Origin of the sequence: Brevundimonas sp. (genome assembly GCF_029945885.1) — a bacterium.
Classification (GTDB): Bacteria; Pseudomonadota; Alphaproteobacteria; order Caulobacterales; family Caulobacteraceae; genus Brevundimonas.
Map to the genome: position 1 here is coordinate 171,036 of NZ_JAQSDK010000013.1, position 22,591 is coordinate 193,626.

Genomic DNA, 22,591 nt, shown 5'->3' on the forward strand with positions numbered 1-22,591 from the left:
TGGACGTATCGGCCCACCGTTCCCGGAACCCGGATGAGGGGCGTCGGTGGTGTTCGAACGCTCTAGCCGTCCAGACGGTCGAGGCCGTCCATGACCGCGGTCAGGGCGATGACCGTCTCGGCTTCGAGGGCGCTATGCCCGGCATTGGTCTTGATGAAGGTCCGGGCCGGCGATCCGGCCGCCTCCAGCGCCGCGACCAGGGCGGACGCCTGCGCGAGCGGAGTGACCTGGTCGAAGCGACCGTGGACGATGTGGATGGCGATGCCGGCCAGCCGGTCGACATGCTTCAGCACGTAGTCCGGTTCGATGAAGAGGTCGTTGGCGAAATAGTGGGCCTCGATCTGGGCGAAGCTCAGGGCGAAGTCCGCTTCGGCGTTCTGTCCGGGATCGGCGGCCGGCGGCACCGTGTAGGAGATGGTGCCTTCCCAGACTGACCAGGCCACCGCGGCGGCCCGCTGCACCGCGCGATCGGCCTCGCCAAGGGTGGTCCGGTCGAAGATCGCCTTGTAGGCCGCCATCATGTCCGAACGATCTCCGGGCGGGATGATCTCCACGAAGGCCTTCCACTCATCCGGATAGGCGACATAGCTGCCGGGCCGCGTGAGAGCGTAAGGACGGTCCGCCCAGGTCTCGGCATTGCCCTGGTACATGTAAAGCAGGTCGTCACGTTCACCGAGGAAGATGCCCCTGAGGATCAGGGACGCCACGGCGTCGGGGTGCCGGATGGCGTAGACGAGCGCCAGGGTGCTGCCCCAGCTGCCGCCAAAGAGATGCATCTTGCCGGTGATGTTCAGGGCCTGCCGCAGGCGATTGATGTCGGCGACGAGGTCGTCCGTCGTGTTCTTCACCAGGGCGACTTCAGGGCCCGCGCCGGCGACGGTGGGACGGCTCTTGCCGCATCCGCGCTGGTCGAACAGGATCACACGGTATCGCGCCGGATCGAAAAACCGCGAGAGAACGGGCGAGCAGGTGCCGCCCGGCCCCCCGTGCAGAAACAGCACGGGTTCGCCGTCCGGATTGCCGTATTCCTCCCAGTACAGGGTGTGATCCGGCGCGCGATCGACAGGCAGAAGCCCCGAGATGCGCGCGTCCTTCTGAGGGTAGGACCATTCATCAGAGACCTTGCTGACAGTCTGAAGTCTGGAGAAATCCATGGCCTAGTCCTCTGAAAGGGCGGTCGGAGTTTCACGTTATCATTTTAGTTTCCGACGCCGGGCCGGCTTTGCTGCCTGTCGTGGAAGAGTGTGGCACCGCCGTCTCCCGGGGTCTGAACGTCCGGGCAGCGGCGTGTATCCGGCAGAACGGCGATCAATCGCTCCCGCGATCCGGATTCGGGCCGCCATGGATGGGGCTTCCGCGAAAATGACCCACCCCACCACGGCCGAAAGTATTGATCCCCAAGTGTCGCTGTGCGTTCAGAGCCTATGACCAAAACAGCCAAACCCGCCGTCCTGACCATCCGCAACGCCCGCCTGACGGATGTGGCGGCCATCAATGACCTTGTGATCAAGGTCTACAAGGACATTCCGCCCTATACCCAGGGCATGTTGCGCGGCCAGATCGCCGCCTTCCACGACGGCCAGTTCGTGGTCGAGTACGAGGGTGAGATCGTCGGCTATGCCGCCGGCTTCCGCATCGACGAGGCGACGGCCATGGCACCGCACACCTGGACCGAGATCACCGGCGGCGGCTATGCGGCGCGGCACGATCCGGTCGGCGACTGGTTCTACGGCATGGAGGTCTGCGTCGACCCTGATCGTCGTCGGCTGCGCATCGGCCAGCGCCTGTATGACGCGCGTCGCGACCTGTGCGAGGCCCAGAACCTGAAGGGGATCGTGTTCGGCGGGCGGATGCCGGGCCGGTTGCGGCGCAAGGCCACCTATCCGACGGCGCTTGAGTATCTGGATGCGGTGACGGCCCGCAAGCTGAACGATCCGGTGATCGGCTTCCACCTGCGGTCGGGCTTCGAGCCGATCGGGATTCTGGAGGGTTATCTGAAGTCCGACGCCGCCTCGATGGGCACCGCCGCCCATATGGTCTGGCGCAATCCCTATTATGTGGAGAGCCACGGCAAGGGCGCGGCCTTCGCCACCAAGGAGACGGTGCGGGTGGCTACGGTCCAGCTGCAGGCGCGCAAGGTGTCGAGCTTCGAGGAGTTCATCTCCAACGTCGAATATTTCGTCGATGTGACCTCGGACTATCGCTCGGACTTCGTCGTGTTCCCGGAGCTGTTCACCCTGCAACTGCTGTCGCTGGAACCGAAAAAGCTGACGCCGGCGGAGTCGATCGAACACCTGACCCGCTACACGCCGCGCTTCGTCGAGGCGATGCAGAAGATGGCGGTCGAGTACAACATCAACATCATCGGCGGATCGCACCCGACCCAGGCCGACGACGGCGATATACAAAATGTTGCGTATGTCTTCCTGCGCGACGGGTCGGTCCACGCCCAGGAGAAGATCCATCCGACGCCGAACGAGCGTCACTGGTGGAACATCAAGGGCGGCGACGCGGTGCACGCCATCCCGACCGACTGCGGTCCGATCGGGGTGCTGATCTGCTACGATTCCGAATTCCCGGAACTGGCGCGGCGGCTGGTCGACGAGGGCGCGCGGATGCTGTTCGTGCCGTTCTGCACCGACAACCGGCAGGGCTATCTGCGGGTGCGGTACTGCTCGCAGGCGCGGGCGATCGAGAACCAGTGCTACGTCGTCCTGTCGGGCAATGTCGGTAACCTGCCGAACGTCGAGAACATGGACATCCAGTATGCCCAGTCCTGCATCCTGACGCCGTGCGACTTCCCGTTCGCGCGCGACGGGGTGGCGGCCGAGGCCAGCGAGAACGTCGAGACGGTGACCGTGGCCGACCTCGACCTGTCGGACCTGGCCTGGGCCAAGTCGCAGGGCACGGTGCGCAACCTGCGTGACCGCCGCTTTGACCTGTACAAGACGGTGTGGGCCGACGGCGGCTGAGACGGGGTCAGTCGGCGGCGGCGCGGGTCACCGACGAGGCGGTCGGCTCGGCCCAGCGGCCCGCCGCCGCGACTCCGCCGGCGATCAGCAGACCCGCGGCGGCCGCGACGAGGACGGCCCGGGTCAGGCCCGGGGCCGGGGCGAGGGGCCGGACCAGCATCAGAACCAGCAGGCCGATCAGGGCCATGGCTCCGGGCAGGTCCATGCCGACCCCGAGGAAGACGAAATGACCGAGGCCGATCAGCCAGGCCCCGCCCAGGACACCGGCGACTGCTGACGGGGCCAGTCCGGCGGGACGATCCAGTCCGGGACCGGAGAAGGCGGTGATCGCTGCCGCTGCCGCCGCCAGCAGGCCCGGCCAGACGAAGACAAGGGCGGCCTCGGGCGCGATGGTCTGGACGATCAGGCCGAGTCCGAGGGTCAGAGCGATCAGGCCCAGCCAGCCGCCCCAGACCGTGCGCGACGCCAGGCCGGGTACCAGGGTCAGGCCGATGGCCAGCAGGGCCATCACCAGCACCACGATACTGAAGCCGCCTAGGACCAGGGCCCCGACCGTGGCCAGGGCGATCACGGCCGCGACTCCGCGCCGGTCGATCCGGTCACGCCCGGCCAGAAGCACCAGGCCGACGGCCAGGACGGTCAGGGCCGTGGCGGCCTCCATCCAGGGCAAGCGGGCCAGCAGGGTGTAGTAGACGTCGGCCGACGTCGCCCGTGCGGTCATCGGGCCGGCGATGACCCGGACAGCCTGGGCCAGGACAACCGCCGTGGCGAGGAACCACAGGCCGTCGAGGGCACCGCGTCCGATGTCGGCCGGACTCAGCACGCTGCGGCGACCGATCCGCCAGGCGGCAAGGCCGCCGAGGGCTGCGGTCAGGGCCAACAGCAGCCAGCCGGTCGCCGGGGCATGCATCAGCACGAACCAGCCCAGGATGTCGGAATAGACGAGGTTGCCGTCCGCGACCGGCAGGGCCGGGGCGCGCAGCAGGGCGTCGGCCGATTCGAGAGCCTGGGAGCCGATATGCTGGACGCTGCCCTGGTCAAGGGCGGTCGGGATGGCGGCGGCGGAATGATACTGTTCCGGTCGCCCGATGAAGGCGAAATTGACGCCGGGTATGCCGCGCGCCCGGGTGATGGTGAAGTCGGTGCCGTTCGGCATCCGTTCGTAGACGAAGACGCCCAGCGAACTGCTCGCGGGTCCGCCGGTCGCCCGACTGGCCGCCCGGGCGAACAGGCGAATGGTCTGGGCATTGCCGGGGGCCGTTTCGAACATCATAGCCCGACCCCCACCACCGCGGGCCTCGAGATTGACCACGGCACCGATGCGGTCGCGCAGCGGATGGCCGCCGAAGAAGATGCGGGCCCCGTCGAGACTCAGTTCCTCGGCGTCGGTGAACAGGACCACCAGGGTGCGGTCGGCGAGGCCGCGGGCGCGGATGGCGCGGACGGCCTCGAGCACCGAGGCGACTCCGGCGCTGTCGTCGGCGGCACCCGGCGAGCCGGGGACGGTGTCATAGTGGGCCATTAGCAGAACGGCCGGGGCGGCCGGGTCGCGTCCGGGCAGGATGCCGACGAGGTTGACGGCAGTGTAGCCGACCCCGGCGGGGTTCTGGCCGAGGCGTTCCGACCGCCGGATCGACGCCGGCGACAGCGGCCCCTCGAACCGTGCCGGCAAGAGGCCCAGGCTGGTCATCCGCCCGAACAGATAGTCCCGGACCCGGATGTGGTCGGCCGAGCCCAGCGGATGCGGCCGCTGGGCGATCTCGCGCACGTCGACCATGGCCCGGGCCGTCGAAAAGGCCGTGGCGGGCGCGTCGGCTCCGACCGGGCGCGGCGTCTGCAGGGTGATGACCGCGAGCAGAAGGGCCAGGACCAGTGAGCCGGATAGCCAGACGAGGCGCATGGTGGTCACTCCCGATCGGAAGGTCACACTAGGGGGCAACCGTCCGGATTGTTCAAGGCCGTCAACCGTCAGGCGGCGCGGCGCAGGCTGGCCGGGGATTTGACGAACAGACCCTTGCGGCCATGAACCGGGCGGAAGGCGAGGGTGTCGCCGTCGAGGGTCTCGTCCGGTCCGAGGAACAGGCAGCCGTCGTCAACCAGCTGGCGCTCGAGTCCGTCGATGACCTGGCCCCGGCGGGCGGGCTCCACATCGGTCAGGACGTGGCGGCAGAGAATGACGTCGAAACGGGCCTCACCGACCGGTTCGTCCAGCAGGTTGGCGCGGGAGAACTGCACGGCCGAGCGCAGTTCAGGCCGGGCGACCCAGGTCTCGTCGAACGGTTCGAACCAGCGCAGCATCGTATGGGCCCGAAGGCCCCTTTGAATCTCGAAGCCAGTGTAGGAGCCGCTACGGGCCTTATCGAGGGCCTTCTGCGACAGATCGGTGGCGACGATCTCGACCGAGGCCCCGGCCTCGAGCGCCGCCATCGCGAGAGAGTAGGGCTCCTGGCCGCTGGCGCAGCCGGCCGACCACAGGCGGACATGGCCGCCGGGCCGGGCCTTGGTCAGGGCCGGCAGAAGTTCGTCGGCGAAGATGTCGAAGGTGGTGCGATCGCGCCGGAACCAGGTCTCGGAGTTGAGCAGGGCTTCGATCACGGCCCATCCGAGCGAGGCGACGGGCTTCTCCCACAGGGCCGCAAGCATCAGGTCGACGGAGTCGAACCCCTCGCGGCGGGCGACCGGGCCGAGGCGATGCTCGGCCAGATGCAGCCGGTCGCGGGACAGCCGGAAGCCGGCCCGGGAGGCCATCAGCGACTGCAGGCGATCGAAGTCGTCCGACGTCATCGGTTCAAACGGCCCCCACCTCGGCGAATTTGGACTGGAGAATCTCGCCGTCGAACGGCTTCATCACATAGTCGTCCGCGCCGGCGGACAGGGCTTCGGCGATGCGGGCGGCGCGGGTCTCGATGGTGCAGAACAGCACCTTGGGCACGGTGCCGCCGGACATGGCCCGCAGGCGTCGCAGGAAGGTCAGGCCATCCATGACCGGCATGCTCCAGTCCAGCAGGACGACGTCCGGCATGATGCTGTTGCAGAAGGCAAGGGCCTCGGAGCCGTCGGCGGCCTCGTCGACCTCGAAACCCAGGCCCTCGACGATCCGTCGGGCCACCTTGCGGATGATCCGGCTGTCATCGACGATGAGACAGGTCTTGAGGGACAATGCTGGTTTCCATGGTGGCGGGACAGGTGGCCGCGGTTCGGCTGCATGATCGCCGATGGGCGGTTAACGAGGTGTTGGGAAAGCCCGTTAAGCTCTCTTATCCATAGTCCTCAGGCGGGCATTCGCGCGGTCAGGCGGACCGTGCCCTCCTCGACCTCGACGACGAGGCTGCCGCCGGCCCCTGTGACCGTCAGCCACAGCCAGTAGGGCTGGATCCACTGGCCGGCCAGGCCTTCGCTGAGCCGCTCACCGGCGAGACCGGTCGTGGCCTCGGGCTTCAGACGGGCGCGGGCTCCGACGGCCGAGCCATCCATGACGACGATATCCCCCTCGCGTCGGGTCGTGATCGTCGCCACGCCGCCCGAGGGCAGGGCACCGACCGTCAGATAGGCAAGGTTGATGAGGGCCCGGGCGGCCGGCTTGCCGAAATCGCCGGTATCCACCCGCCAGTCCATCGTCGCCCGTCCACCCTCGATCATACCGGCGACGAGCCGGTGCAACTCCGGTTCGGAAAACCGCTCGCTGGTGGTGGCAGCCCCGAAGGCGACCCGGGCGAAATGGACGAGATTGACCAGTTTCTTCGCGCTCTGGGCGATCAGTCCCATGGCGTCATCGCGCATGTCCTGGGCCGAGGGGTCGGCCAGCAGGTCGAGGCCGGAGGCGATGGCCCCGGCCGGACTGATGAAGTCGTGGCACAGCTTGGCCGCGACATAGGTGGCCAGTTCCTGCCCATCGACGGGGAGGTCGGCGGCGGTGTCGTTGACGGTCATCTGTATCCTGAACCTGCGTGGACGGCGTTCCTGCAGGCTGACGTGATTTGCCGGTTCGTGAAACCGGCGCGATCGGCTATCGAGGGGTCAAATGACCGAAACCCTGCAAGCCGACCTCGCCTCCGGTGCCCTGGCCGAGGCGATCTCCGACATCGCCGAGGACGCCGCCCGTCTTATCCTGCCCTACTGGCGCAATGACACGGCCGTCGAGACCAAGGCCGACGCCAGCCCGGTAACCGAGGCCGACCGCGCCGCCGAAGTCCTGATCCTGACCCGGCTGGCGGCGCTCTATCCCGGCATCCAGACCGTGGCCGAGGAGGCCGTGGCGGCTGATGGGGCCCCGGACCGGGCGGAGGACTGGTTCTGGCTGATCGATCCGCTGGACGGCACGCGGGGCTTTGTGGCGGGGCGGGAGACCTTCACGGTCAACATCGCCCTGATCCACGACGGTGTTCCGGTGGCCGGCGTGGTGGTGGCCCCGGCCACGGCGACGACCTGGTGCGCCGCGGCGGGACGGGACGCAGGCGTCCTGCGCCGGCGTTTCGGTGAGCCCTGGCAGACGGTGCGGGTGCGCGACCGGCCAGCGACGCCGATGGCCCTGCTGAGCCACAGCATGACCGATGACGAGGCCGATCGCCTCGCCGCGCGCCACGGGTGTCCGCAATGGCAGGGCATGGATTCGTCGTTGAAATTCTGCCTGATCGCCGAGGGGCGCTTCGATGCCTATCCGCGCACCGGCCCGACCTCGGAATGGGATACGGCGGCGGGCCAGGCGGTGCTTGAGGCGGCCGGCGGCCGGGTGCTGGGCGGTGACGGCCAGCGCCTGCGGTACGGCAAGCCGAAATTCCTCAACGGACCGTTCGTCGCCCTCGGCGGCTGAGGTCCGGTCAGACCCGGACGGCGCGGCCGGCGATCAGGCCCTCGGCGCGGGCGGCCAGGGCGGTCACACCCAGTTCCCGGGCTGTCGCAGCGGCCTCGACCAGCGTCATGTCGAGACAGACGGCCTCAAGACCGGTCAGGCGACCCAGGGCGATATTGACCCGGGCGATGGCGATCTGGTCGGCAGCCCAGTCGAGCGGTGTCTGACGGCCGGACCGGTCACCCAGGCGGCGGCACAGACGCGCGCGCAAGGCTGACAGGGTCTTCAGGTCGGCCGCAGACTCGGCGGCGGCGGTCTCGAGGGCGAAGCGGGCTTCACGCGCGAGGGCTCCGAGGATCAGACCGCCACCTTCTGTCAGGACCTGGGCCTGGGCCAGGGCCACGAGGGACGCACGATCGTCGGCGCGGACGATCTGGATGGCCACCCAGTCCAGCGGGCTGTGGTCGACGGTGAACTGATCGGCGGCGGCCTCAAACATGGCCTGGCCCTGTCGCATGACGGCGGCGTCACCGGCCATGGCCGCCAGCAGCTTCATGCCAACGCCGCACAGGGCGAGGGCGCGCGCGCGGGTCAGGGGGCGATATTCGGGCGCGGCCTGCTCGACCAGGTCGCGCAGATCCCGGCCGGCCTGGTCAAGCAGGCGGGCGTCGCAGCGGGCAACCCCCGCCTCGAGGGCGAGGGCGGCCCGGTCGAGGCGGGCCTCGTCTGCGGCGGCTCCGGCGCGGGGACCGAGGTCATGCAGGGCGGCATCGAGCAGGGCGGTGGCGTCGAGCAGGGCGGCGTTATCACTCGACAGCCGGGCCTGCCGGGCCTTCAGGCGGGCATGGATGACGGCCGCGGCGCGTGCGGTTTCGGGGCGGTTTACCCGGCCAAGGGCATCAATGCCGGCGACGGCCCGGGTCAAGGCCGCCACGCCGCCATTCAGGTCGAATTCCAGCATCAGCACATGGGCGGTCTCAATCGCCGCCCGTGCGGCCTGATCGGCACCGGCAGCGGTTCGGACCGCTTCGGAGGCGGCCTTGCGGGCGCGGTCAAGACTGTCGCCGAACCCGGTGCGGCGGGCATGTTCGCGCCACAGGGCGCAGGCGCGCAGCCCGGCGTCGAACGGGTGGGTGCAGGATACCCGACCGGCGTCGATTGACTGCTGGCGCGCCTCGCCGCGCACCAGATCGGCACCGATCAGCTCGATCCAGCCCAGGTCGTCGCTTTCCCGCGCCTGGGCGAACAGTTTTCTCAGATCCCTGCCGAACTCGAACATGCGGCCAATGACTCCGTCGTCCCGCTTCGGGACTGCGAACGCCGTCCCGGCCTCTACCCAGCAAACCCAGCGCCGCGATTGAGAAACCGCTCAAACGCGGTCCCGTTCCCCGGGATTACCGCCGTCTGACGGGCATGGCGATTGCGACACCGTCCCGACTGGCACGCGGCGGCGAGCGTGCTAGCCTGCCCGCAGTTTCCGGGGTCTGGGGTAGGTAAATGGGGCTCGGTGCGATCATCGACGAGGCGAACCAGCGTGTGCTGCTTACCTCTCCTGACGGCAGAAGCGGGCAGGCGGCCACACGAATCATCGTGGACATGGTGCAGCGGCGGCCGGAGCTGGTCGGCTGGGACTGGATCCATGATGTCCGGCGGGCCCTCGGTGATGTCAGTGTCGAGGACATCAGCCAGGTCGCCCGGGCTTTCACAAACCCGCCGCCGGGCGACACTTTCACCATCTTCGTTTCGACCGATCCGAACCTGGGGACCTGGGCGCGGGCGATGGATTTCGAATTCGTGCGACGACGTCATCTGTGCGCCCCGACGCCCGAGGCGGCGATCGCCCTGCTGGAGCGTCACCGCGCCGGGGGCTAGCCCCGTTCCTTCGTCTTCGTGAAGGCCAGTTTGGGGAAGCGTTCGCTGACATAGCCGGTTTCCCAGCTCGACTTGGCGAGGAACACTGCGTCGTCGTCGATGTCACGCGCCATCTGCGGGCGGTATTTGCCCATGAAATCCTCGAGGTCGGCCTTGTCGCCGCCCAGCCAGCGGGCCTCGGCCCAGGGGGAGGGTTCGAAGATGACGTCGAGGCCGTATTCCTCGCCCAGCCGGTCGGCCATGACCTCGAACTGAAGCTGGCCGACGGCCCCGACGATGAAGTCCGATCCCATTTCCGGGCGGAAGAGCTGGGTAACCCCTTCCTCGGCCAGACCGTCCAGGGCCTTGCGCAGGTGTTTGGCCTTGAGCGGGTCCTTGACCCGCACCCGCTGCAGGATCTCGGGCGCGAAATTCGGCAGGCCGGCGAAGCGGATCAGGCCGCTTTCCGACAGGCTGTCGCCGACGCGCAGCACGCCGTGGTTGGGAATGCCGATGACGTCGCCGGCATAGGCATCCTCGGCCAGTTCCCGGTCCGAGGCGAAGAACATGATCGGGGCGTTCACCGACAGCTGTTTGGCGGTGTTCTGGACCTTGAGCTTCATGCCGCGGGTGAATTTGCCCGAGGCCATGCGGAACATGGCGATACGGTCACGGTGGTTGGGGTCCATATTGGCCTGGACCTTGAAAACGAAGCCGGTGACCTCGGGCGCGCCCGGTTCGACCACGATCTCGACCGGCTCGGGCGCGTTGCGGGCCCCGGCCAGGGCTCCGTATTTGCGGGCCTTCATCGTCTTGGGCGGCGGGGCCCAGTCGCCGATGGCGGCCAGCAGTTCCTCGATACCGAAATGACGCAGGGCCGAGCCCCACAGCACGGGGGTCATATGACCCTCAAGAAAGGACTGGCGGTTGAAGGCCGGATAGCCGCCGGTGACCAGTTCGGCCGCGTCCAGCATCTCCTGATGCTCGCCCGGCTCGAAATATCTTTCGGCTTCAGCCAGGGGCAGGGCGTCCGGGTGGGGTTCGTCCACGACCGCGCCGGGTACCTTGCGGGCGTAGGGCTGGAACCGCCCGGTGCCCATCTCGACCATGCCGCGCAGGCGGTTGCCGCTCTGCGCCGGCCACCAGATCGGGGCCGGATCGAGCTGCAGCCTGGAGGCGATCTCGTCCAGCAGGGCCATCGGGTCCTGGGCTTCGCGGTCCAGCTTGTTGATGAAGGTGATGATCGGGATGTCGCGCAGGCGGCAGACCTCGAACAGTTTCAGGGTCTGGGGCTCGATGCCCTTGGCGGCGTCCAGCACCATGATGGCGCAGTCGGCGGCGGTCAGGGTGCGATAGGTGTCTTCCGAAAAGTCCTCATGCCCGGGCGTATCGAGCAGGTTGAACATCTTGCCGTCGTGCTCGAACGTCATCACCGAGGCGGAGACGGAGATGCCGCGCTCCTTCTCGATCTTCATCCAGTCGGACTGGGTGCGGCGGTTCTCGCCGCGCGCGCGCACGGCCCCGGCGGCACGGATGGCCCCGCCCGCGAGCAGGATATGCTCGGTCAGGGTGGTCTTGCCCGCATCGGGGTGGGCGATGATGGCGAAGGTCCGGCGACGACCGGCCTCCTCGGCGAGAGAGAGTTTCGACATGGCGGCGGGAGGTAGCGCGTCAGGCGACGGAAGTCACTCGCCGGTGTTGGCGGGGTGATCCGGTCGCCCCGCCGGACACGGGTCACGCATCGTCATCAGGTGCCGGACCGGTCGCGTTCGGTTCCGCTTCGGCCCCGTCGGGATCGTCGAGGCTGACGGCCTCCATATCGGCGGCGTCCAGCGTGCGGTCGCCGGCCCGGATCCGCTCGAGCAGATGCTGGGCGGCTTCGGCTGCGCCGCCGCCGTGCGGGGCATTGGCCAGCGGAACCAGCAGGGTTTCGGCCTGTGCCGCCTCTCCCGACATCAGCAGGACCTGGGCATAGCCCAGCCGGGTCTGGGCCAGTTGGGGGGCGATCTGGAAGGCGAGCTGCCAGGTCGCCACGTCGTTTTCCGACGGGCCGTCCCAGCCGTAGGACTGCATTTCGCCCAGCATGATATAGGTCAGATAGCTCGATTCATCCGCCCGGAAGGCGCGACCCAGATATCGCCGCGCGGCGTTTTCGTAGGGCAGGGCATCGTTATCGGTGTCGCGGGCTTTTCGCTGTTCGTTGGAGGCCAGCAGGTGGAGCGCCTCGACGTTGTCGGGTTCCCGCTCGAGCAGGCGGGCCAGTATGGCTTCACCCACCCCGGGGTCGCCGAAATGCAGTTCGGCATGGCCGAGCTGGAGCTGGGCGAAACTGTCGTCGGGATAGGCCGCTGCCGCCCGACGGACGGCCTCGGCGGTGTCCCCGCGCTCGTCTTCCGCGACGCCGACCTTCAGGCGCTGGCCCAGGAGGATCAGGTCGTCGGCGGACCGGGGCAGGACGGTGACGGTAATGTCTGCCCGGGCGAACTGCTGTCCGTAGCGGGTCATGGGCACGCGACCGTTGAAATAGCTTCGCAGGGTCCGGGTCAGTTCGGCCAGGGACTGGCCCGACGCCCGCTCCATCGCCTCGACCGGATCGCCGCCGTCGCCGACGTCGGAGAGATAGGCGGCCAGGACGGCCCGACGTTCGGGCGTGCCCATCAGCCAGTGGGTCAGCAACCAGGCGACGGGATAGTAGGTCTCCCGATAGCTGCCACGGCGCACTTCATGCGGGCGTTTGGACAGCAGTTCTTCCAGCGGGATCCAGCTGGAGCTCTGAAGCCAGTAGATGCGATTCTCGTTGTAACCCCCGATGACCACCTGTTCGGCCCGGATATCCGCGGTCATGAAATATTCGGCGAAGCCCTCGGTCAGCCAGCCCGGATAGACGGCATGAGAGTTCTGGAACATGAAGTGGTGGGCGTATTCGTGCAGCAGGGTGTCGTCGCCCTCGCCGCGGATGGCGACGGCGAAAATATCCTCTTCCGACGGGAAATAGGTGCCGACGACATTCTCGCCGCTGTCGGGATGCACCCTCAGCAGGTCGCGCCGCCCGTTGACCAGATAGATCGGGAATTTCCGGTCCGGCAATTCATCGATCGGCAGACCAAGCCGGACCCTCATGATGTAGTCATAGGTCTCGAGCTTCTGCACATATTCGCGCAGGGCCGCTTCGCGTCCGTTCGAATAGACGATGAATTTCGGACTTTCAGCCCGGTGCCATTCGGCAAGGGCCGGTGATCCGCCTGACAGGGCCAGGACCACGGCGACCGCTGCAAGCAGGACGAGGCGGCGATACGCCAGCATGAACAGACCCCCCAAGAGACACTTATGGGTTGCAGCGTGCCATGCCGCGCCGGGTCTTGCTATTGAGGAATTCGGAAATCAGGCGGCCATGCGGTTCCAAACGACGCGGTCGGCCGCGACGGCGTCGAGTTTGCCACGGGCGTCGCGCTGGCTGAGCTGGCGCAGAATGGCTTTGGGCAGGGCACAGAAGCGCGGCTCGACCAGTTCCGGGGCGCAGTTTTGCGCCGGGGCGGCGAACATGGCGGCGTTCACCTCGGGGCTGCGGTCGGCGATCATCCAGGCCAGACGGCGGGCCCGGACCGGATCATTTCGGTGCAGGAGCGGGTCTTCGGAAAACAGTTCGCAGCCGAGTTCCAGGACATAGTCGAGTCCCAGCTTCTCGAAGCGACGCGCGTCCCTGGCCGTGACCGGGCAGGTCTCGTCGAGGTCGAAAACAGCGTCGTTCAGCAGAAACAGCATAGAGCAAACTCACCATCACCGGACGTGTTTCCATCCGTTGAGCCGACCCTAGGCGCGGACCACTTGCGGCCCGGTTCACGAACGCGGTTAAGCCTTTACGACCAGACCGACGACCCGTTCATGTCTCGTCAGCGACTGTCTCGGTGATGAAATGGCGGCCGTCGCGATCCTCGATCTCAACAACCCAGAGGTCGCTGTCATAGGCGATCTGACGCTGGATATAGGCATCCAGTTCGGACTCGACCTCACTGGTCACCGGCTGGATCCAGAGACGATCGCCGTTCTGACCGAACGCTTCTGTATAGAGGCGCGCGCGCCGGGTGCGGGTGTCGAAGGCCTTGACCACCACCGTGCCCGCCCGTTCGTCGCCGCGGCGGACCACGGTGGCGAAGGCCCCGCCCAGTTCAGCGCGGCGGATCAGGGCGGAGACCCAGAGGTCGCTCGACAGAAGCAATTTGATAACCCTGCTCGGAAACCAGACCGGAACGCGTTGGGCATAGGGTCGGTCAGATGACGATAGGCTTTCAACACCCAACCGCCAAAGCTGTAATGCTCGCGATGGCGCTGGTCGTGGCCCCGGGGGTCGCCCTGGCCCAGCCGACGGCCCCCTATTACGAGCGCAGCTTCGTGCTGGCCGCTGATGCCCGTTGTGACCTGTTCCAGCCGGATGTCGCCGCCGCCCTGTCCGCGGCGACCCAGCAGGCCCGAAGTGCCGCCCTGCGTGCAGGGACGAGCGAGGTCGAGCTTCGGGCCGCCGCTGACCGTGCGCTGAGCCGCGCCGGACGCGTCGCCTGCGGCGATCCGGAATTGACCACCGTCCGGCAGAGGGTCGAGCATGCCTTCGCGGGCTGGGCCCGGCTGCCACGGATGGAATTCCCCGGCGTGCGCGCCAGCTGGATTGCCAACCGCGTGCCGGCGACGGGAGCCAGCTGGACCCTGACCCAAGCCTCGGTGACCGGGGCCTCGCCCGTGACCCTCGGCTATACGGCCGGGGAGGTCAGTGACCGTCTGACGGCCGTGGTTTCCTTCGTCGGTCGCCCGCGGCCCTACGCCGCCCGGATCGTGCTGCGTGATCCCCGGCGCGCACCCCGGGCCTGGCTGGGCGGGACATCCGATCTGCCGCCGACCTCGGTGCGACGCGGGTTCTGGGCGGTGTCTTTCGGCAATGCCGAGCCGGGCCTGCTGGTCACCGGAAAACAGGCGGGTGAGGCCTGGCGTTTCCCGACTGATGCCGCGCTGGCGCTGGAGCAGCTGGATCCGCGCGAAGCCTTCGCCATCGAATTCCTGTTCCGTGACGACAGCGTCGCCCGGGCCGTGTTCGAGGCCGGGGATTTTGCGGCCGGTCGGGCCTTCCTCTCGCTGGGACCGCTGGGCGGACAGGCCACCTGACGTCAGGGCCGGCCTGATCAGGCGTCGACGGTCCGGGACGGGTCGGCGACGAGGGGAATGATTTCGGCCCCGCCGGGTGGAACCGGCGCACGGCCGGCGACAACGACGGGCAGCCGGACGGTCACCGCCGTCCCTTCACCGAGTGTGCTTTCAATCGTCATCCGGCCGCCATGCAATTCGGCCAGGGCCCGCACCAGCGACAGACCGAGGCCGGTGCCCTGGGCGCGCTGGTCGGCATCGCCGGCCTGTTCGAACGGACGGCCCAGCCGTTTCAGGTCAGCCGGGGCCACGCCGACGCCGGTGTCGGCGACGATGATCTCGAGATAGGGGCCGATGGCCTCCAGCGTGACCGTCACCGAGCCGCGGGCGGGCGTGAATTTGATCGCGTTCGACAGCAGGTTGAGCATGATCTGCTTCAGGGCCCGGCGGTCGGCGGACACCTCGATCGGCTCGTCCGGCAGGACCCCGGCCAGATCGACGGTCTTGTCGTTCGCCGACAGCCGAACCAGGGCGATTCCGGCCGAGACCACCTCGCGGGCATCGAAGCGTTCGACGGACAGCGGGTAGCGGTGGGCCTCGATCTTGGACACATCGAGCACATCATTGATCAGGTCGAGCAGATGGCCGCCGGCTTCATGGATGGAGTCGGCGTATTCAGCGTATTTTTCGGGCAGGGGGCCGAACAGGCGCTGGCGCATGATGTCCGAGAAACCGATCACGGCGTTCAGGGGTGTCCGCAGTTCGTGACTCATATTGGCGAGGAACCGGCTCTTGCCCGCGTTCTGGCTCTCGGCCTCGTTGCGCGCGGTCTCGAGCCCCAGTTCCCGGGCATACTGGTTGGTGGCGTCAAAGGCCTGGACGATCAGTCGGGGGACCCCGCCGACGGGCACCGTTCCGGCATCGTCAAACCGGCGCAGGATCAGGGTCACGCGCCGGTCCAGGGCCAGGCGTGGTGCGAACAGGATGGCGGCTTCCGTTCCGGCCAATGCGCTTTCCATCGCCGACAGGACGGTGGGCCGGTCCGGGGCGTGCACCGCGGCGATCAGGCCCTGGGCGAACAGGGGATCGACCGGCAGGGCGGGGGGCGGCGCGCCATAGGCCGCCAGCACCCGGCCGGAGGGTTCCAGCACCAGGGTCAGGCCGGGTTGACGCGACAAAAGGGCCTCGACCCGGGTCACGGCCGACTCGGCCGCGATCAGACGCGCCTCGGCGGTGCGCCACGACAGGCGCAGGCCGAGCGCCGTGGCGGCAACCACCATCAGGGTCGAGAGGGCCGCGGCCAGGGGCTCGGACGTCCAGGGGCCCGCGAACCGGGCCGAAAGTGCCCCGACGCCGACCGCGAGAACGACGCCGATCAGGCCGGCCTGGGCCCGTTTCTGACCGCCCATGGCCAGACCGACGGCCAGGGGCATGAAGGTGAAACCGGCGAGGGCACCGGACAGACCACCCGACAGGGCGGCGGCCACCGCACTGGCCAGGCTCCAGACCACCAGGCTTGTCAGGCGTTCGCGATCGCCGTCGCGGGCCAGCAGGCCAAGGCCGGCGATACCGGGTATGACCATGACCACAACGGCGTAGAAGGCGGAGCCGTCGAGCCCGCCGAACCAGCGTCCGCCCAGGGCCAGCAGGGCTGCGGTTACAGCCCAGGCCGCATGCCAGGCAGCCAGTGCCGGCAGGTCCCTCGCGACCGAGGGAACGCCGGGCGATCCGTCATGATGGTCGGGAGGCGTCAAACGGGGTCCGGGATTGAGCGGGGGCGGGGCACCGCAGGGCAGAAGCTAGGTCAAGACAGACTAGCCTCCCCGGCGATTCACCAAAAGGCCGCACCCGTTTCAGGCGACTGCCGGCCGTGCATGATCCGAATTGTCTGGGGACCACTCGCGAGGTTGTCGTTAATGCGCCGTCGGCCTATCTGGCGACCATGACCGACCTCACGCCGACGATCGACGACACCCTGGCCGAACTGGTCGAGTCGTTCGACCTGCTCGGCGACTGGGAGGAGCGGATCGGCTATGTCATCGACCTGGGCAAGGATCTGGACCCCCTGCCCGAGGCCGACCGGATCGAAGCCAACAAGGTCCCCGGCTGCGCCGCCCAGGTGTGGCTGAGCCAGCGGCAGGAGGGCGAGCGGCTCGTCTTCTCCGCCGATTCCGACAGTGCCCTGTCCAAGGGCAATATCGCTCTTCTACTGCAGCTGTATTCGGGGCGTACGCCCGGCGAAATCCTGACTTTTGATGCGCGGGCGGCCCTCGATCGTCTGGGCCTGCCGCAGGCGCTTACGCGGCAACGCGCCAACGGACTGAACAACATGGTCGGGCGGATCCGCGCGGCGGCTCTGGCCGCCACGGCTAGCGACTGATCGGCGCGCGGGAGCTTTCGAGCCCGTAGTGGGCGGCCAGAGCCTGGAGGCCCTGCTTCAGCAGGGTGCGGCCCTGGCGTCGGCGCAGGCCCAGTTCGACCTCGGCAGATTGCAGCCCCAGTTGCCGCACGCAGATGCGATCGACCATGGGTCTGGAGTCGGGGGCACAGGCCTGGAGGGCCGCCTCGACCCGGCGTGCGGCGGCCATGGCGCGATCCGGGGGTTCGGCACGGGCGGCGCTGCCACCACCGGAGCGCGGCAGGGCGTCCCAGCGCATCGTCAACGACGCGCCGCGCAGGGCCAGTTCGGCCTCGGCGCGCAGACGCTCGCCGGCGGCGAATTCGACCGGGGTCAGCCATGGTCGACCCGCCGGGTCCGTGCGCCGCGCCAGCCAGGCGAGGGCCGACTCGCCCAGATTGGCCCGGTGGCGGACCAGTCGGCCGTCGGACAGTATCATCGTGCGTTCGCCCTCGATCCAGCCGGGACGCCCCGCCTCGGGCCCCGGGGGCGGAGTGACGGCGGCACGGGCACACCAGCCACCGCCGTGACGCAGGCGCAGGCCGGGATCGGTGATCAGGGCGCGAAACCCGGCTTCGGTCAGCCTCAGGGTGACACGGGCGCGCCTGTCCCCGCCGAGTCGCAGGACATAGGTGTCGCCGTCGGCGTCCAGCCAGGCCCCCGCGCGGACCAGCAATCGCCGGGCGCGTTCCAGCCGCGCGGTCATGTCGGCAGGTCACAGGCGGGCGCGTCACAGATGTCGCGGGCGCAGGCTTCCAGTCGGTCGAGCCACACGTCCAGGGCCGGACGATCGCGCTCGTCCTCGGCCCAGCGGCAGGCCGCAGACACGGTGGCCCGGTTGAGGCCGAAAGCGTGGCCGACGCGCTCCAGCGGCCAGCCGAAGGCGATGTGGGCCAGATAGAGGGCCAGCCAGCGTGCGCGGCAGGCGCGACTGCCCCGATGTCGTCGGGCGCACATCCGTTCCGCCGATACGCCGGTCGCCGCGGCGATCAGCTGAACCGCCAGGGCCGCCCTGATCCGGTCGGTCTCCGCGACCGGCACCCTGTAGTCTTCCGTCACCACCCACGCTCCGTTACGGATGCCCGAAACCCCGACAACATGAGGATTCCGCTTGAACGTGGGAATATAGTCCTAGCCCACGCCAGCTCCGGTCGCAGGGCGGGTGCGCCCGGATATCGGCCCCGGGATTGCCGATGAAGCCTGCCGGACACTGACGGGTCGGGGTGCGGGCGAAAAAACGACGTTCCCTTGACTCGCGGGCCTCGACGTCGATTCGCAAATCAGCCTACGATTCGCCTCAATGGGGTGACGTTAACCCTTCTTAAGGTTTTGGCCGGTTAACTCCCGAACAAGGTTACCGCAATCGCGGGGTCCGAACCGATATCAAGCTTTGCCTGGAGGGGCACGAATGCGCGTTCTGCTTATCGAAGACGATCACGCAACGGCCCAGAGCATCGAACTGATGCTCAAGTCCGAAGGGTTTAACGTCTACACGACGGACCTCGGCGAAGAGGGCATCGATCTGGGCAAGATCTATGACTACGATCTGATCCTGCTTGACCTCAACCTTCCCGACATGAACGGCCTTGAAGTCCTGCGCCAGCTGCGCGTCGGCAAGGTCAATACGCCGGTGATGATCCTGTCGGGCTCGAGCGAGATCGAGACCAAGGTCAAGACCTTCGGCGGCGGGGCCGACGACTATATGACCAAGCCCTTCCACAAGGACGAGCTGATCGCGCGCACCCATGCCGTGGTCCGTCGCTCCAAGGGGCACGCCCAGGCCATCATCCACACCGGCGAGATCGCCGTGAACCTGGATGGCAAGACGGTCGAGGTGCACGGTCACCGCGTCCATCTGACGGGCAAGGAATACCAGATGCTGGAGCTGCTTTCGCTCCGCAAGGGTACGACCCTGACCAAGGAAATGTTCCTGAACCACCTGTACGGCGGCATGGACGAGCCCGAGCTGAAGATCATCGACGTCTTCATCTGCAAGCTGCGCAAGAAGCTGGCGACGGCGGCGGGCGGCAAACATTACATCGAGACCGTCTGGGGCCGCGGCTATGTGCTGCGTGATCCGTCGGAAAGCTCGGCCCCGGTCCCGGCCAGCGAAGCCGCCTGATCCGGTCTTAAAGCCCAAACATAAAACGCCCGCCGGATCGCTCCGGCGGGCGTTTTGCTGTCCGGGCCGGGGGGCTAGGCCCGGAAGGCCGCGGCCAGGGCCCGGGCCATGGGGTTCGGCTGTCCGAAAGCGTCAAACGGCAGGGGGCGGTCCTTGCCGTCGTCCTTGTCGTCGCGGCGGAACCAGCTGTCGGTGTCGCGAAGGCCCCAGGTGGTGAAGGCGAACTGCTGGGCCGGGGGCAGGCCGCTGTAGGCCTCGGCCAGTTCGGTAACCCGGGCGGTCTGGCGGACCAGACGCTCCTGCTGACCGCGCAGATCCGGTCGGTCGCCCGTGCGCAGGCTCACATCCAGCTCCGAGACATGGATGGGCAGGCCGAACTGCGAGAGTTCATGGATGAAGGCGGCGATCTGACCGTCGGGTATGTCGATCCACAGGTGGGACTGGGTCCCGAGGCCCTGCAGCGGGCAGCCGGCCCGCAGCAGACGCTCGACCAGGCGCAGGAACTGGTTGCCCTTGGCCGGTATGCCTTCGAGATTGTATTCGTTCAGGAACAGGACGGCGTCAGGATCGGCGATCCGGGCCTTTTCAAAGGCCCGCAGGATATAGCCGTCCTGGCCATAGCGCCGGCTCCAGTGGCAGTCACGCAGGCCGGAGCCGTCGTCGAGGATGGGCTCATTGACCACGTCCCAGCTTCGGACCTTGCCGCGATAGCGGCCGGCGACGGTGGCGATATAGCCATCGAAGGCCCGGTCAAAGGCGGCGTTGTCCAGGCCGGCGAACGCCTCCTGGCCCTGGGCGTACCAGATCAGGGTGTGGCCATGCAGGGCCATGCCGTTGTCGTGGGCGAATGCGGCGATGCGGTCGGCGCGGTCGAGGCGGGGACGGCCCAGGCCGTCGGCCAGGATGTATTCCATCTTCATCTCCCACTCGGGCGTGAGCTGGGAGACGTGGGTACGGGCCAGGTCCAGCCAGGCGGGATCGCTCAGGTTGGCGACCTGCACGCAGGTGCCGAAAGCCCCCGGCGTGATGGTCCGGAGCGGTGGGAGGTCGGGCGGCGGGGTTCCGGCAACGGCCATTCGCCGGCAGCCGCCGATCACGGGGGCCAGGGCCAGGGAGGTCAGCAGGGCCCGCCGGTTCATATCAGCCCGCGCGCCGTCTCAGGCCCAGTTCGTCGAAGGCGGCGGTTTCACGTCGGCCGGCGGCGAGGACGGCGTTGAGCCGGGTGGTCTCGGCGACGTGTTCGAACTTCTTCAGCTCCTCGAAGGCCCCGGTCAGGGCGTCACGGGCCCCTTCCTCCTCGAGGTCCAGCGTCTGGACCACGGCGAGGGCGGCGCTGCGCCGCATCTTCCAGCCGTCGAGATAGGCCTGGAGCAGCATGGCGGCGTCGGCGTCGCCGCGCGACTGTTCCCGCTCAATCTCGACCTCGGCGTCCAGCACGGCGATGCGCATCTCGGCGGAGGCGCGCCGGGCCGTGATCTCGGCCAGCCGTTTCTGAAGGGTCTCGACCTCATAGTTCGAGATGCGGATCAGCGAATGGGCCCAGGCAGTCATTGGTTTACTCCGGTCACTCAACCATTCCTTGGTTCAGAATAGTTTCCAGACGGTCAAAGGAATCCGACATTCGCGTCGTCTCGTCCTTGTCCTGGCCCAGGAAGGCCTCGAGGGCGGGGTTCAGGGCGATGGATCGGTCGACGATGGGATCGGCCCCGGTGCGATAGGCCCCGATGCGGATCAGCTCTTCCATATTGGCGTAGGCACTGAGGCACTGGCGGGCGCGCTTGTTCAGTTCGCGCTCGGGCGGGGTCTGGCAGGCCGGCAGGGTCCGGCTGACCGATTTGAGCACGTCGATCGCGGGAAAACGGCCACGCTCGGCGATCTTGCGGTCCATCACGATATGGCCGTCCAGAATCCCGCGCACGGCGTCGGCGATCGGTTCGTCATGGTCGCCGCCGTCCACCAGGACGGTGAACATGGCGGTGATCGGGGCGGCAGTGGTGCCGTCCGGACGGATCGGCCCGGGACCCGCCCGCTCCAGCAGTTTGGGCAGTTCGGAGAAGACGGTCGGCGTATAGCCCTTGGTCGTCGGGGGCTCACCCGCGGCGAGACCGATTTCGCGCTGGGCCATGGCGAAGCGGGTGACGGAATCCATCAGGCACAGGACCTCGAGATCCTGGTCGCGCAGGAATTCGGCGACGGCCATGGTCATATAGGCGGCCTGGCGACGCTTCAGGGCCGGTTCGTCCGAGGTGGCGACGACGACGATGGCGCGTCGCAGCCCCTCCTCGCCGAGGGTCTCCTCGATGAATTCCCGCACCTCACGACCGCGTTCGCCGATCAGGCCGACGACGACGGCATCGCAGGTCGCCTGTCGGGCGAGCATCGACAGCAGCACCGACTTGCCGACGCCGGACCCGGCGAAGATGCCGAGGCGCTGGCCGCGGCAGGTGGTGGTGAAGACATCCATCGCGCGGACGCCGAGGTCGAGGCGTTCGCCGACCCGGCCGCGGGCATGGGCCGGGGGCGGCGGGGCCCGCAGCGGATAGGCGGCCGGACCCACGGGCAGGGGGCCCTTGCCGTCGATCGGGTCGCCGAAGGCGTCGATGATCCGGCCGAGCCAGGCGGTGGTGGGGCGAACCGAGGCGGCCTGGCCGATGATGTGGATGTCGGCCCCGGGGGCGACGCCCTCGACCGGGCCGAACGGCATCAGCAGGGCCTTGGAATCGCGAAAGCCGACGACCTCGGCCGGCAGGGGCGACTGGCCGCGCCGCCCGATCTCGGCCCGGGCCCCGACCGCGAGGCGCGACAGCCCGCCCCGGGATTCGATCAGCAGGCCGCTGACGCCCGCGACCTTGCCGGTCACGACCAGCGGGTCGATCGCTTCGATGGCGGCGACAAGATTGCGCAAGAACAGAGACCCCGGATCAGCCCGTTAACGATTGAGCCATCGTGGTTAACGCCGGGTGAAGGGGGCGATCTCCAGGGCACGATCTCCTTGACAGCAGGAGAGCACTGCGGAACGTTGGTCACTCAGCGGTGGTGTTCAGGCGGTCAATCCTGGAGGGGTAAGGTCATGGCGGATTTTAACAGGCGGTCGTTCCTTGAACGTGTCGTCGGGACGGGACTGGCGGGCAGTGCCCTGGCCAGCGTGGCCGGTGTGGCCTGGGCCGGATCACCGACCCAGCAATCTGATAACGATCCCAATGATCCGGTCGGCCAGGGCCGCAACATGACCGGCCAGAGCGACAATGACCCGACCGACCGGGTCGGCCAGGGTCGCAACATGACCGGCCAGAGCGACAATGACTCGACCGACCGGGTCGGCCAGGGTC

Annotated in this window: 23 protein-coding genes; 7 read left to right on the forward strand and 16 right to left on the reverse strand. The window is 68.1% G+C overall.

Annotation, left to right across the window (positions count from 1 at the left end):
• Positions 1-62 precede the first annotated feature (62 nt).
• Complete coding sequence (gene pip / locus PSV00_RS07425) at positions 63-1,154, reverse strand: prolyl aminopeptidase (protein ID WP_300445877.1); 1,092 nt, start codon at positions 1,152-1,154, stop codon at positions 63-65.
• A 270-nt stretch (positions 1,155-1,424) separates the two neighbouring features.
• Between pip and PSV00_RS07430 the strand changes: the two genes are divergently transcribed.
• Positions 1,425-2,972 (forward strand): bifunctional GNAT family N-acetyltransferase/carbon-nitrogen hydrolase family protein, encoded by a 1,548-nt coding sequence (locus PSV00_RS07430; protein ID WP_300445878.1) that lies wholly within the window; start codon positions 1,425-1,427, stop codon positions 2,970-2,972.
• Positions 2,973-2,979: 7 nt separating this feature from the next.
• Here PSV00_RS07430 and PSV00_RS07435 read toward each other — a convergent pair whose 3' ends face one another.
• The 4 genes from PSV00_RS07435 to chpT form a co-directional block, all read right to left on the reverse strand.
• A complete protein-coding gene (locus PSV00_RS07435) occupies positions 2,980-4,872 on the reverse strand; it encodes a M20/M25/M40 family metallo-hydrolase (protein ID WP_300445879.1) in 1,893 nt (630 codons plus the stop codon).
• 68 nt (positions 4,873-4,940) lie between these two features.
• Entirely contained in the window at positions 4,941-5,756 is an 816-nt protein-coding gene (locus tag PSV00_RS07440) for a protein-glutamate O-methyltransferase CheR (protein WP_300445880.1), read from the reverse strand.
• Between the two features lie 4 nt (positions 5,757-5,760).
• Positions 5,761-6,132: a response regulator gene (locus tag PSV00_RS07445; RefSeq protein ID WP_300445881.1), complete on the reverse strand. Its 372-nt coding sequence runs from the start codon at positions 6,130-6,132 to the stop codon at positions 5,761-5,763.
• 110 nt (positions 6,133-6,242) lie between these two features.
• Entirely contained in the window at positions 6,243-6,902 is a 660-nt protein-coding gene (gene chpT / locus PSV00_RS07450; protein WP_300445882.1) for a histidine phosphotransferase ChpT, read from the reverse strand.
• A gap of 91 nt (positions 6,903-6,993) precedes the next feature.
• Here chpT and cysQ point away from each other — a divergent pair, with 91 nt between their 5' ends.
• Positions 6,994-7,782, forward strand: a complete 789-nt coding sequence (cysQ, locus tag PSV00_RS07455; RefSeq protein WP_300445883.1) for a 3'(2'),5'-bisphosphate nucleotidase CysQ — start codon at positions 6,994-6,996, stop codon at positions 7,780-7,782.
• Positions 7,783-7,789: 7 nt separating this feature from the next.
• Here cysQ and PSV00_RS07460 read toward each other — a convergent pair whose 3' ends face one another.
• Positions 7,790-9,040, reverse strand: a complete 1,251-nt coding sequence (locus tag PSV00_RS07460) for a hypothetical protein (protein WP_300445884.1) — start codon at positions 9,038-9,040, stop codon at positions 7,790-7,792.
• Positions 9,041-9,258: 218 nt separating this feature from the next.
• Between PSV00_RS07460 and PSV00_RS07465 the strand changes: the two genes are divergently transcribed.
• Positions 9,259-9,633, forward strand: coding sequence for a hypothetical protein (locus tag PSV00_RS07465; protein ID WP_300445885.1), 375 nt, complete (start codon positions 9,259-9,261; stop codon positions 9,631-9,633).
• Here PSV00_RS07465 and PSV00_RS07470 read toward each other — a convergent pair.
• The 4 genes from PSV00_RS07470 to PSV00_RS07485 all read right to left on the reverse strand — a co-directional run bounded on the left by PSV00_RS07470 (position 9,630) and on the right by PSV00_RS07485 (position 13,828).
• Positions 9,630-11,264, reverse strand: coding sequence for a peptide chain release factor 3 (locus tag PSV00_RS07470; RefSeq protein ID WP_300445886.1), 1,635 nt, complete (start codon positions 11,262-11,264; stop codon positions 9,630-9,632). The genes PSV00_RS07465 and PSV00_RS07470 overlap by 4 nt on opposite strands.
• Before the next feature lie 82 nt (positions 11,265-11,346).
• Entirely contained in the window at positions 11,347-12,915 is a 1,569-nt protein-coding gene (locus PSV00_RS07475; protein WP_300445887.1) for a DUF1570 domain-containing protein, read from the reverse strand.
• 78 nt (positions 12,916-12,993) lie between these two features.
• A complete protein-coding gene (locus PSV00_RS07480; protein ID WP_300445888.1) occupies positions 12,994-13,374 on the reverse strand; it encodes a hypothetical protein in 381 nt (126 codons plus the stop codon).
• Positions 13,375-13,492: 118 nt separating this feature from the next.
• The gene (locus PSV00_RS07485; RefSeq protein WP_300445889.1) at positions 13,493-13,828 is read right to left on the reverse strand and encodes a DUF1491 family protein; all 336 of its coding nucleotides are present in this window, start codon (positions 13,826-13,828) and stop codon (positions 13,493-13,495) included.
• A 95-nt stretch (positions 13,829-13,923) separates the two neighbouring features.
• On the opposite strand from PSV00_RS07485, the gene PSV00_RS07490 reads away from it, so the two are divergent.
• Positions 13,924-14,763 (forward strand): hypothetical protein, encoded by an 840-nt coding sequence (locus PSV00_RS07490; RefSeq protein ID WP_300445890.1) that lies wholly within the window; start codon positions 13,924-13,926, stop codon positions 14,761-14,763.
• 17 nt (positions 14,764-14,780) lie between these two features.
• Here the strand turns inward: PSV00_RS07490 and PSV00_RS07495 are convergent, their stop codons facing one another.
• Positions 14,781-16,496 carry a HAMP domain-containing sensor histidine kinase gene (locus PSV00_RS07495; protein ID WP_300445891.1) on the reverse strand — a complete coding sequence of 572 codons (1,716 nt, stop codon included), beginning with the start codon at positions 16,494-16,496 and terminating at the stop codon, positions 14,781-14,783.
• A 188-nt stretch (positions 16,497-16,684) separates the two neighbouring features.
• Here PSV00_RS07495 and PSV00_RS07500 point away from each other — a divergent pair, with 188 nt between their 5' ends.
• Positions 16,685-17,122, forward strand: a complete 438-nt coding sequence (locus PSV00_RS07500) for a SufE family protein (RefSeq protein ID WP_300445892.1) — start codon at positions 16,685-16,687, stop codon at positions 17,120-17,122.
• Here the strand turns inward: PSV00_RS07500 and PSV00_RS07505 are convergent.
• A complete protein-coding gene (locus tag PSV00_RS07505; RefSeq protein WP_300445893.1) occupies positions 17,112-17,846 on the reverse strand; it encodes a DUF6456 domain-containing protein in 735 nt (244 codons plus the stop codon). The two genes, PSV00_RS07500 and PSV00_RS07505, sit on opposite strands and share 11 nt — an antisense overlap.
• Positions 17,843-18,199: a helix-turn-helix domain-containing protein gene (locus tag PSV00_RS07510; protein WP_300445894.1), complete on the reverse strand. Its 357-nt coding sequence runs from the start codon at positions 18,197-18,199 to the stop codon at positions 17,843-17,845. Before PSV00_RS07510 ends, PSV00_RS07505 begins: the two co-directional genes overlap by 4 nt.
• A gap of 349 nt (positions 18,200-18,548) precedes the next feature.
• Here PSV00_RS07510 and ctrA point away from each other — a divergent pair, with 349 nt between their 5' ends.
• Positions 18,549-19,262 carry a response regulator transcription factor CtrA gene (gene ctrA, locus PSV00_RS07515; protein ID WP_300445895.1) on the forward strand — a complete coding sequence of 238 codons (714 nt, stop codon included), beginning with the start codon at positions 18,549-18,551 and terminating at the stop codon, positions 19,260-19,262.
• A 74-nt stretch (positions 19,263-19,336) separates the two neighbouring features.
• On the opposite strand, the gene PSV00_RS07520 is transcribed toward ctrA, so the two are convergent.
• The 3 genes from PSV00_RS07520 to fliI are packed head-to-tail and all read right to left on the reverse strand — an operon-like array spanning position 19,337 to position 22,167.
• Positions 19,337-20,401 (reverse strand): endo-1,4-beta-xylanase, encoded by a 1,065-nt coding sequence (locus PSV00_RS07520; protein WP_300445896.1) that lies wholly within the window; start codon positions 20,399-20,401, stop codon positions 19,337-19,339.
• A gap of 1 nt (position 20,402) precedes the next feature.
• On the reverse strand, positions 20,403-20,813 hold the full coding sequence (locus PSV00_RS07525) for a flagellar FliJ family protein (protein WP_300445897.1): 411 nt from the start codon (positions 20,811-20,813) through the stop codon (positions 20,403-20,405).
• Between the two features lie 13 nt (positions 20,814-20,826).
• Positions 20,827-22,167: a flagellar protein export ATPase FliI gene (gene fliI / locus PSV00_RS07530; protein WP_300445898.1), complete on the reverse strand. Its 1,341-nt coding sequence runs from the start codon at positions 22,165-22,167 to the stop codon at positions 20,827-20,829.
• A gap of 165 nt (positions 22,168-22,332) precedes the next feature.
• On the opposite strand from fliI, the gene PSV00_RS07535 reads away from it, so the two are divergent.
• Positions 22,333-22,591: hypothetical protein (locus PSV00_RS07535; protein WP_300445899.1), on the forward strand; the 259-nt coding region annotated here is incomplete at its 3' end.

Bases quoted from the DNA above. Each gene is read 5' to 3' on its own strand.
- PSV00_RS07505 (WP_300445893.1), bottom strand. From the start codon at position 17,846: ATGACCGCGCGGCTGGAACGCGCCCGGCGATTGCTGGTCCGCGCGGGG.
- PSV00_RS07430 (WP_300445878.1), top strand. From the start codon at position 1,425: ATGACCAAAACAGCCAAACCCGCCGTCCTGACCATCCGCAACGCCCGC.
- chpT (WP_300445882.1), bottom strand. From the start codon at position 6,902: ATGACCGTCAACGACACCGCCGCCGACCTCCCCGTCGATGGGCAGGAA.
- PSV00_RS07435 (WP_300445879.1), bottom strand. From the start codon at position 4,872: ATGCGCCTCGTCTGGCTATCCGGCTCACTGGTCCTGGCCCTTCTGCTC.
- pip (WP_300445877.1), bottom strand. From the start codon at position 1,154: ATGGATTTCTCCAGACTTCAGACTGTCAGCAAGGTCTCTGATGAATGG.
- ctrA (WP_300445895.1), top strand. From the start codon at position 18,549: ATGCGCGTTCTGCTTATCGAAGACGATCACGCAACGGCCCAGAGCATC.
- cysQ (WP_300445883.1), top strand. From the start codon at position 6,994: ATGACCGAAACCCTGCAAGCCGACCTCGCCTCCGGTGCCCTGGCCGAG.
- PSV00_RS07465 (WP_300445885.1), top strand. From the start codon at position 9,259: ATGGGGCTCGGTGCGATCATCGACGAGGCGAACCAGCGTGTGCTGCTT.
- PSV00_RS07440 (WP_300445880.1), bottom strand. From the start codon at position 5,756: ATGACGTCGGACGACTTCGATCGCCTGCAGTCGCTGATGGCCTCCCGG.
- PSV00_RS07500 (WP_300445892.1), top strand. From the start codon at position 16,685: ATGACCGACCTCACGCCGACGATCGACGACACCCTGGCCGAACTGGTC.
- PSV00_RS07470 (WP_300445886.1), bottom strand. From the start codon at position 11,264: ATGTCGAAACTCTCTCTCGCCGAGGAGGCCGGTCGTCGCCGGACCTTC.
- PSV00_RS07475 (WP_300445887.1), bottom strand. From the start codon at position 12,915: ATGCTGGCGTATCGCCGCCTCGTCCTGCTTGCAGCGGTCGCCGTGGTC.
- PSV00_RS07480 (WP_300445888.1), bottom strand. From the start codon at position 13,374: ATGCTGTTTCTGCTGAACGACGCTGTTTTCGACCTCGACGAGACCTGC.
- PSV00_RS07490 (WP_300445890.1), top strand. From the start codon at position 13,924: ATGCTCGCGATGGCGCTGGTCGTGGCCCCGGGGGTCGCCCTGGCCCAG.
- PSV00_RS07525 (WP_300445897.1), bottom strand. From the start codon at position 20,813: ATGACTGCCTGGGCCCATTCGCTGATCCGCATCTCGAACTATGAGGTC.
- PSV00_RS07520 (WP_300445896.1), bottom strand. From the start codon at position 20,401: ATGAACCGGCGGGCCCTGCTGACCTCCCTGGCCCTGGCCCCCGTGATC.
- PSV00_RS07460 (WP_300445884.1), bottom strand. From the start codon at position 9,040: ATGTTCGAGTTCGGCAGGGATCTGAGAAAACTGTTCGCCCAGGCGCGG.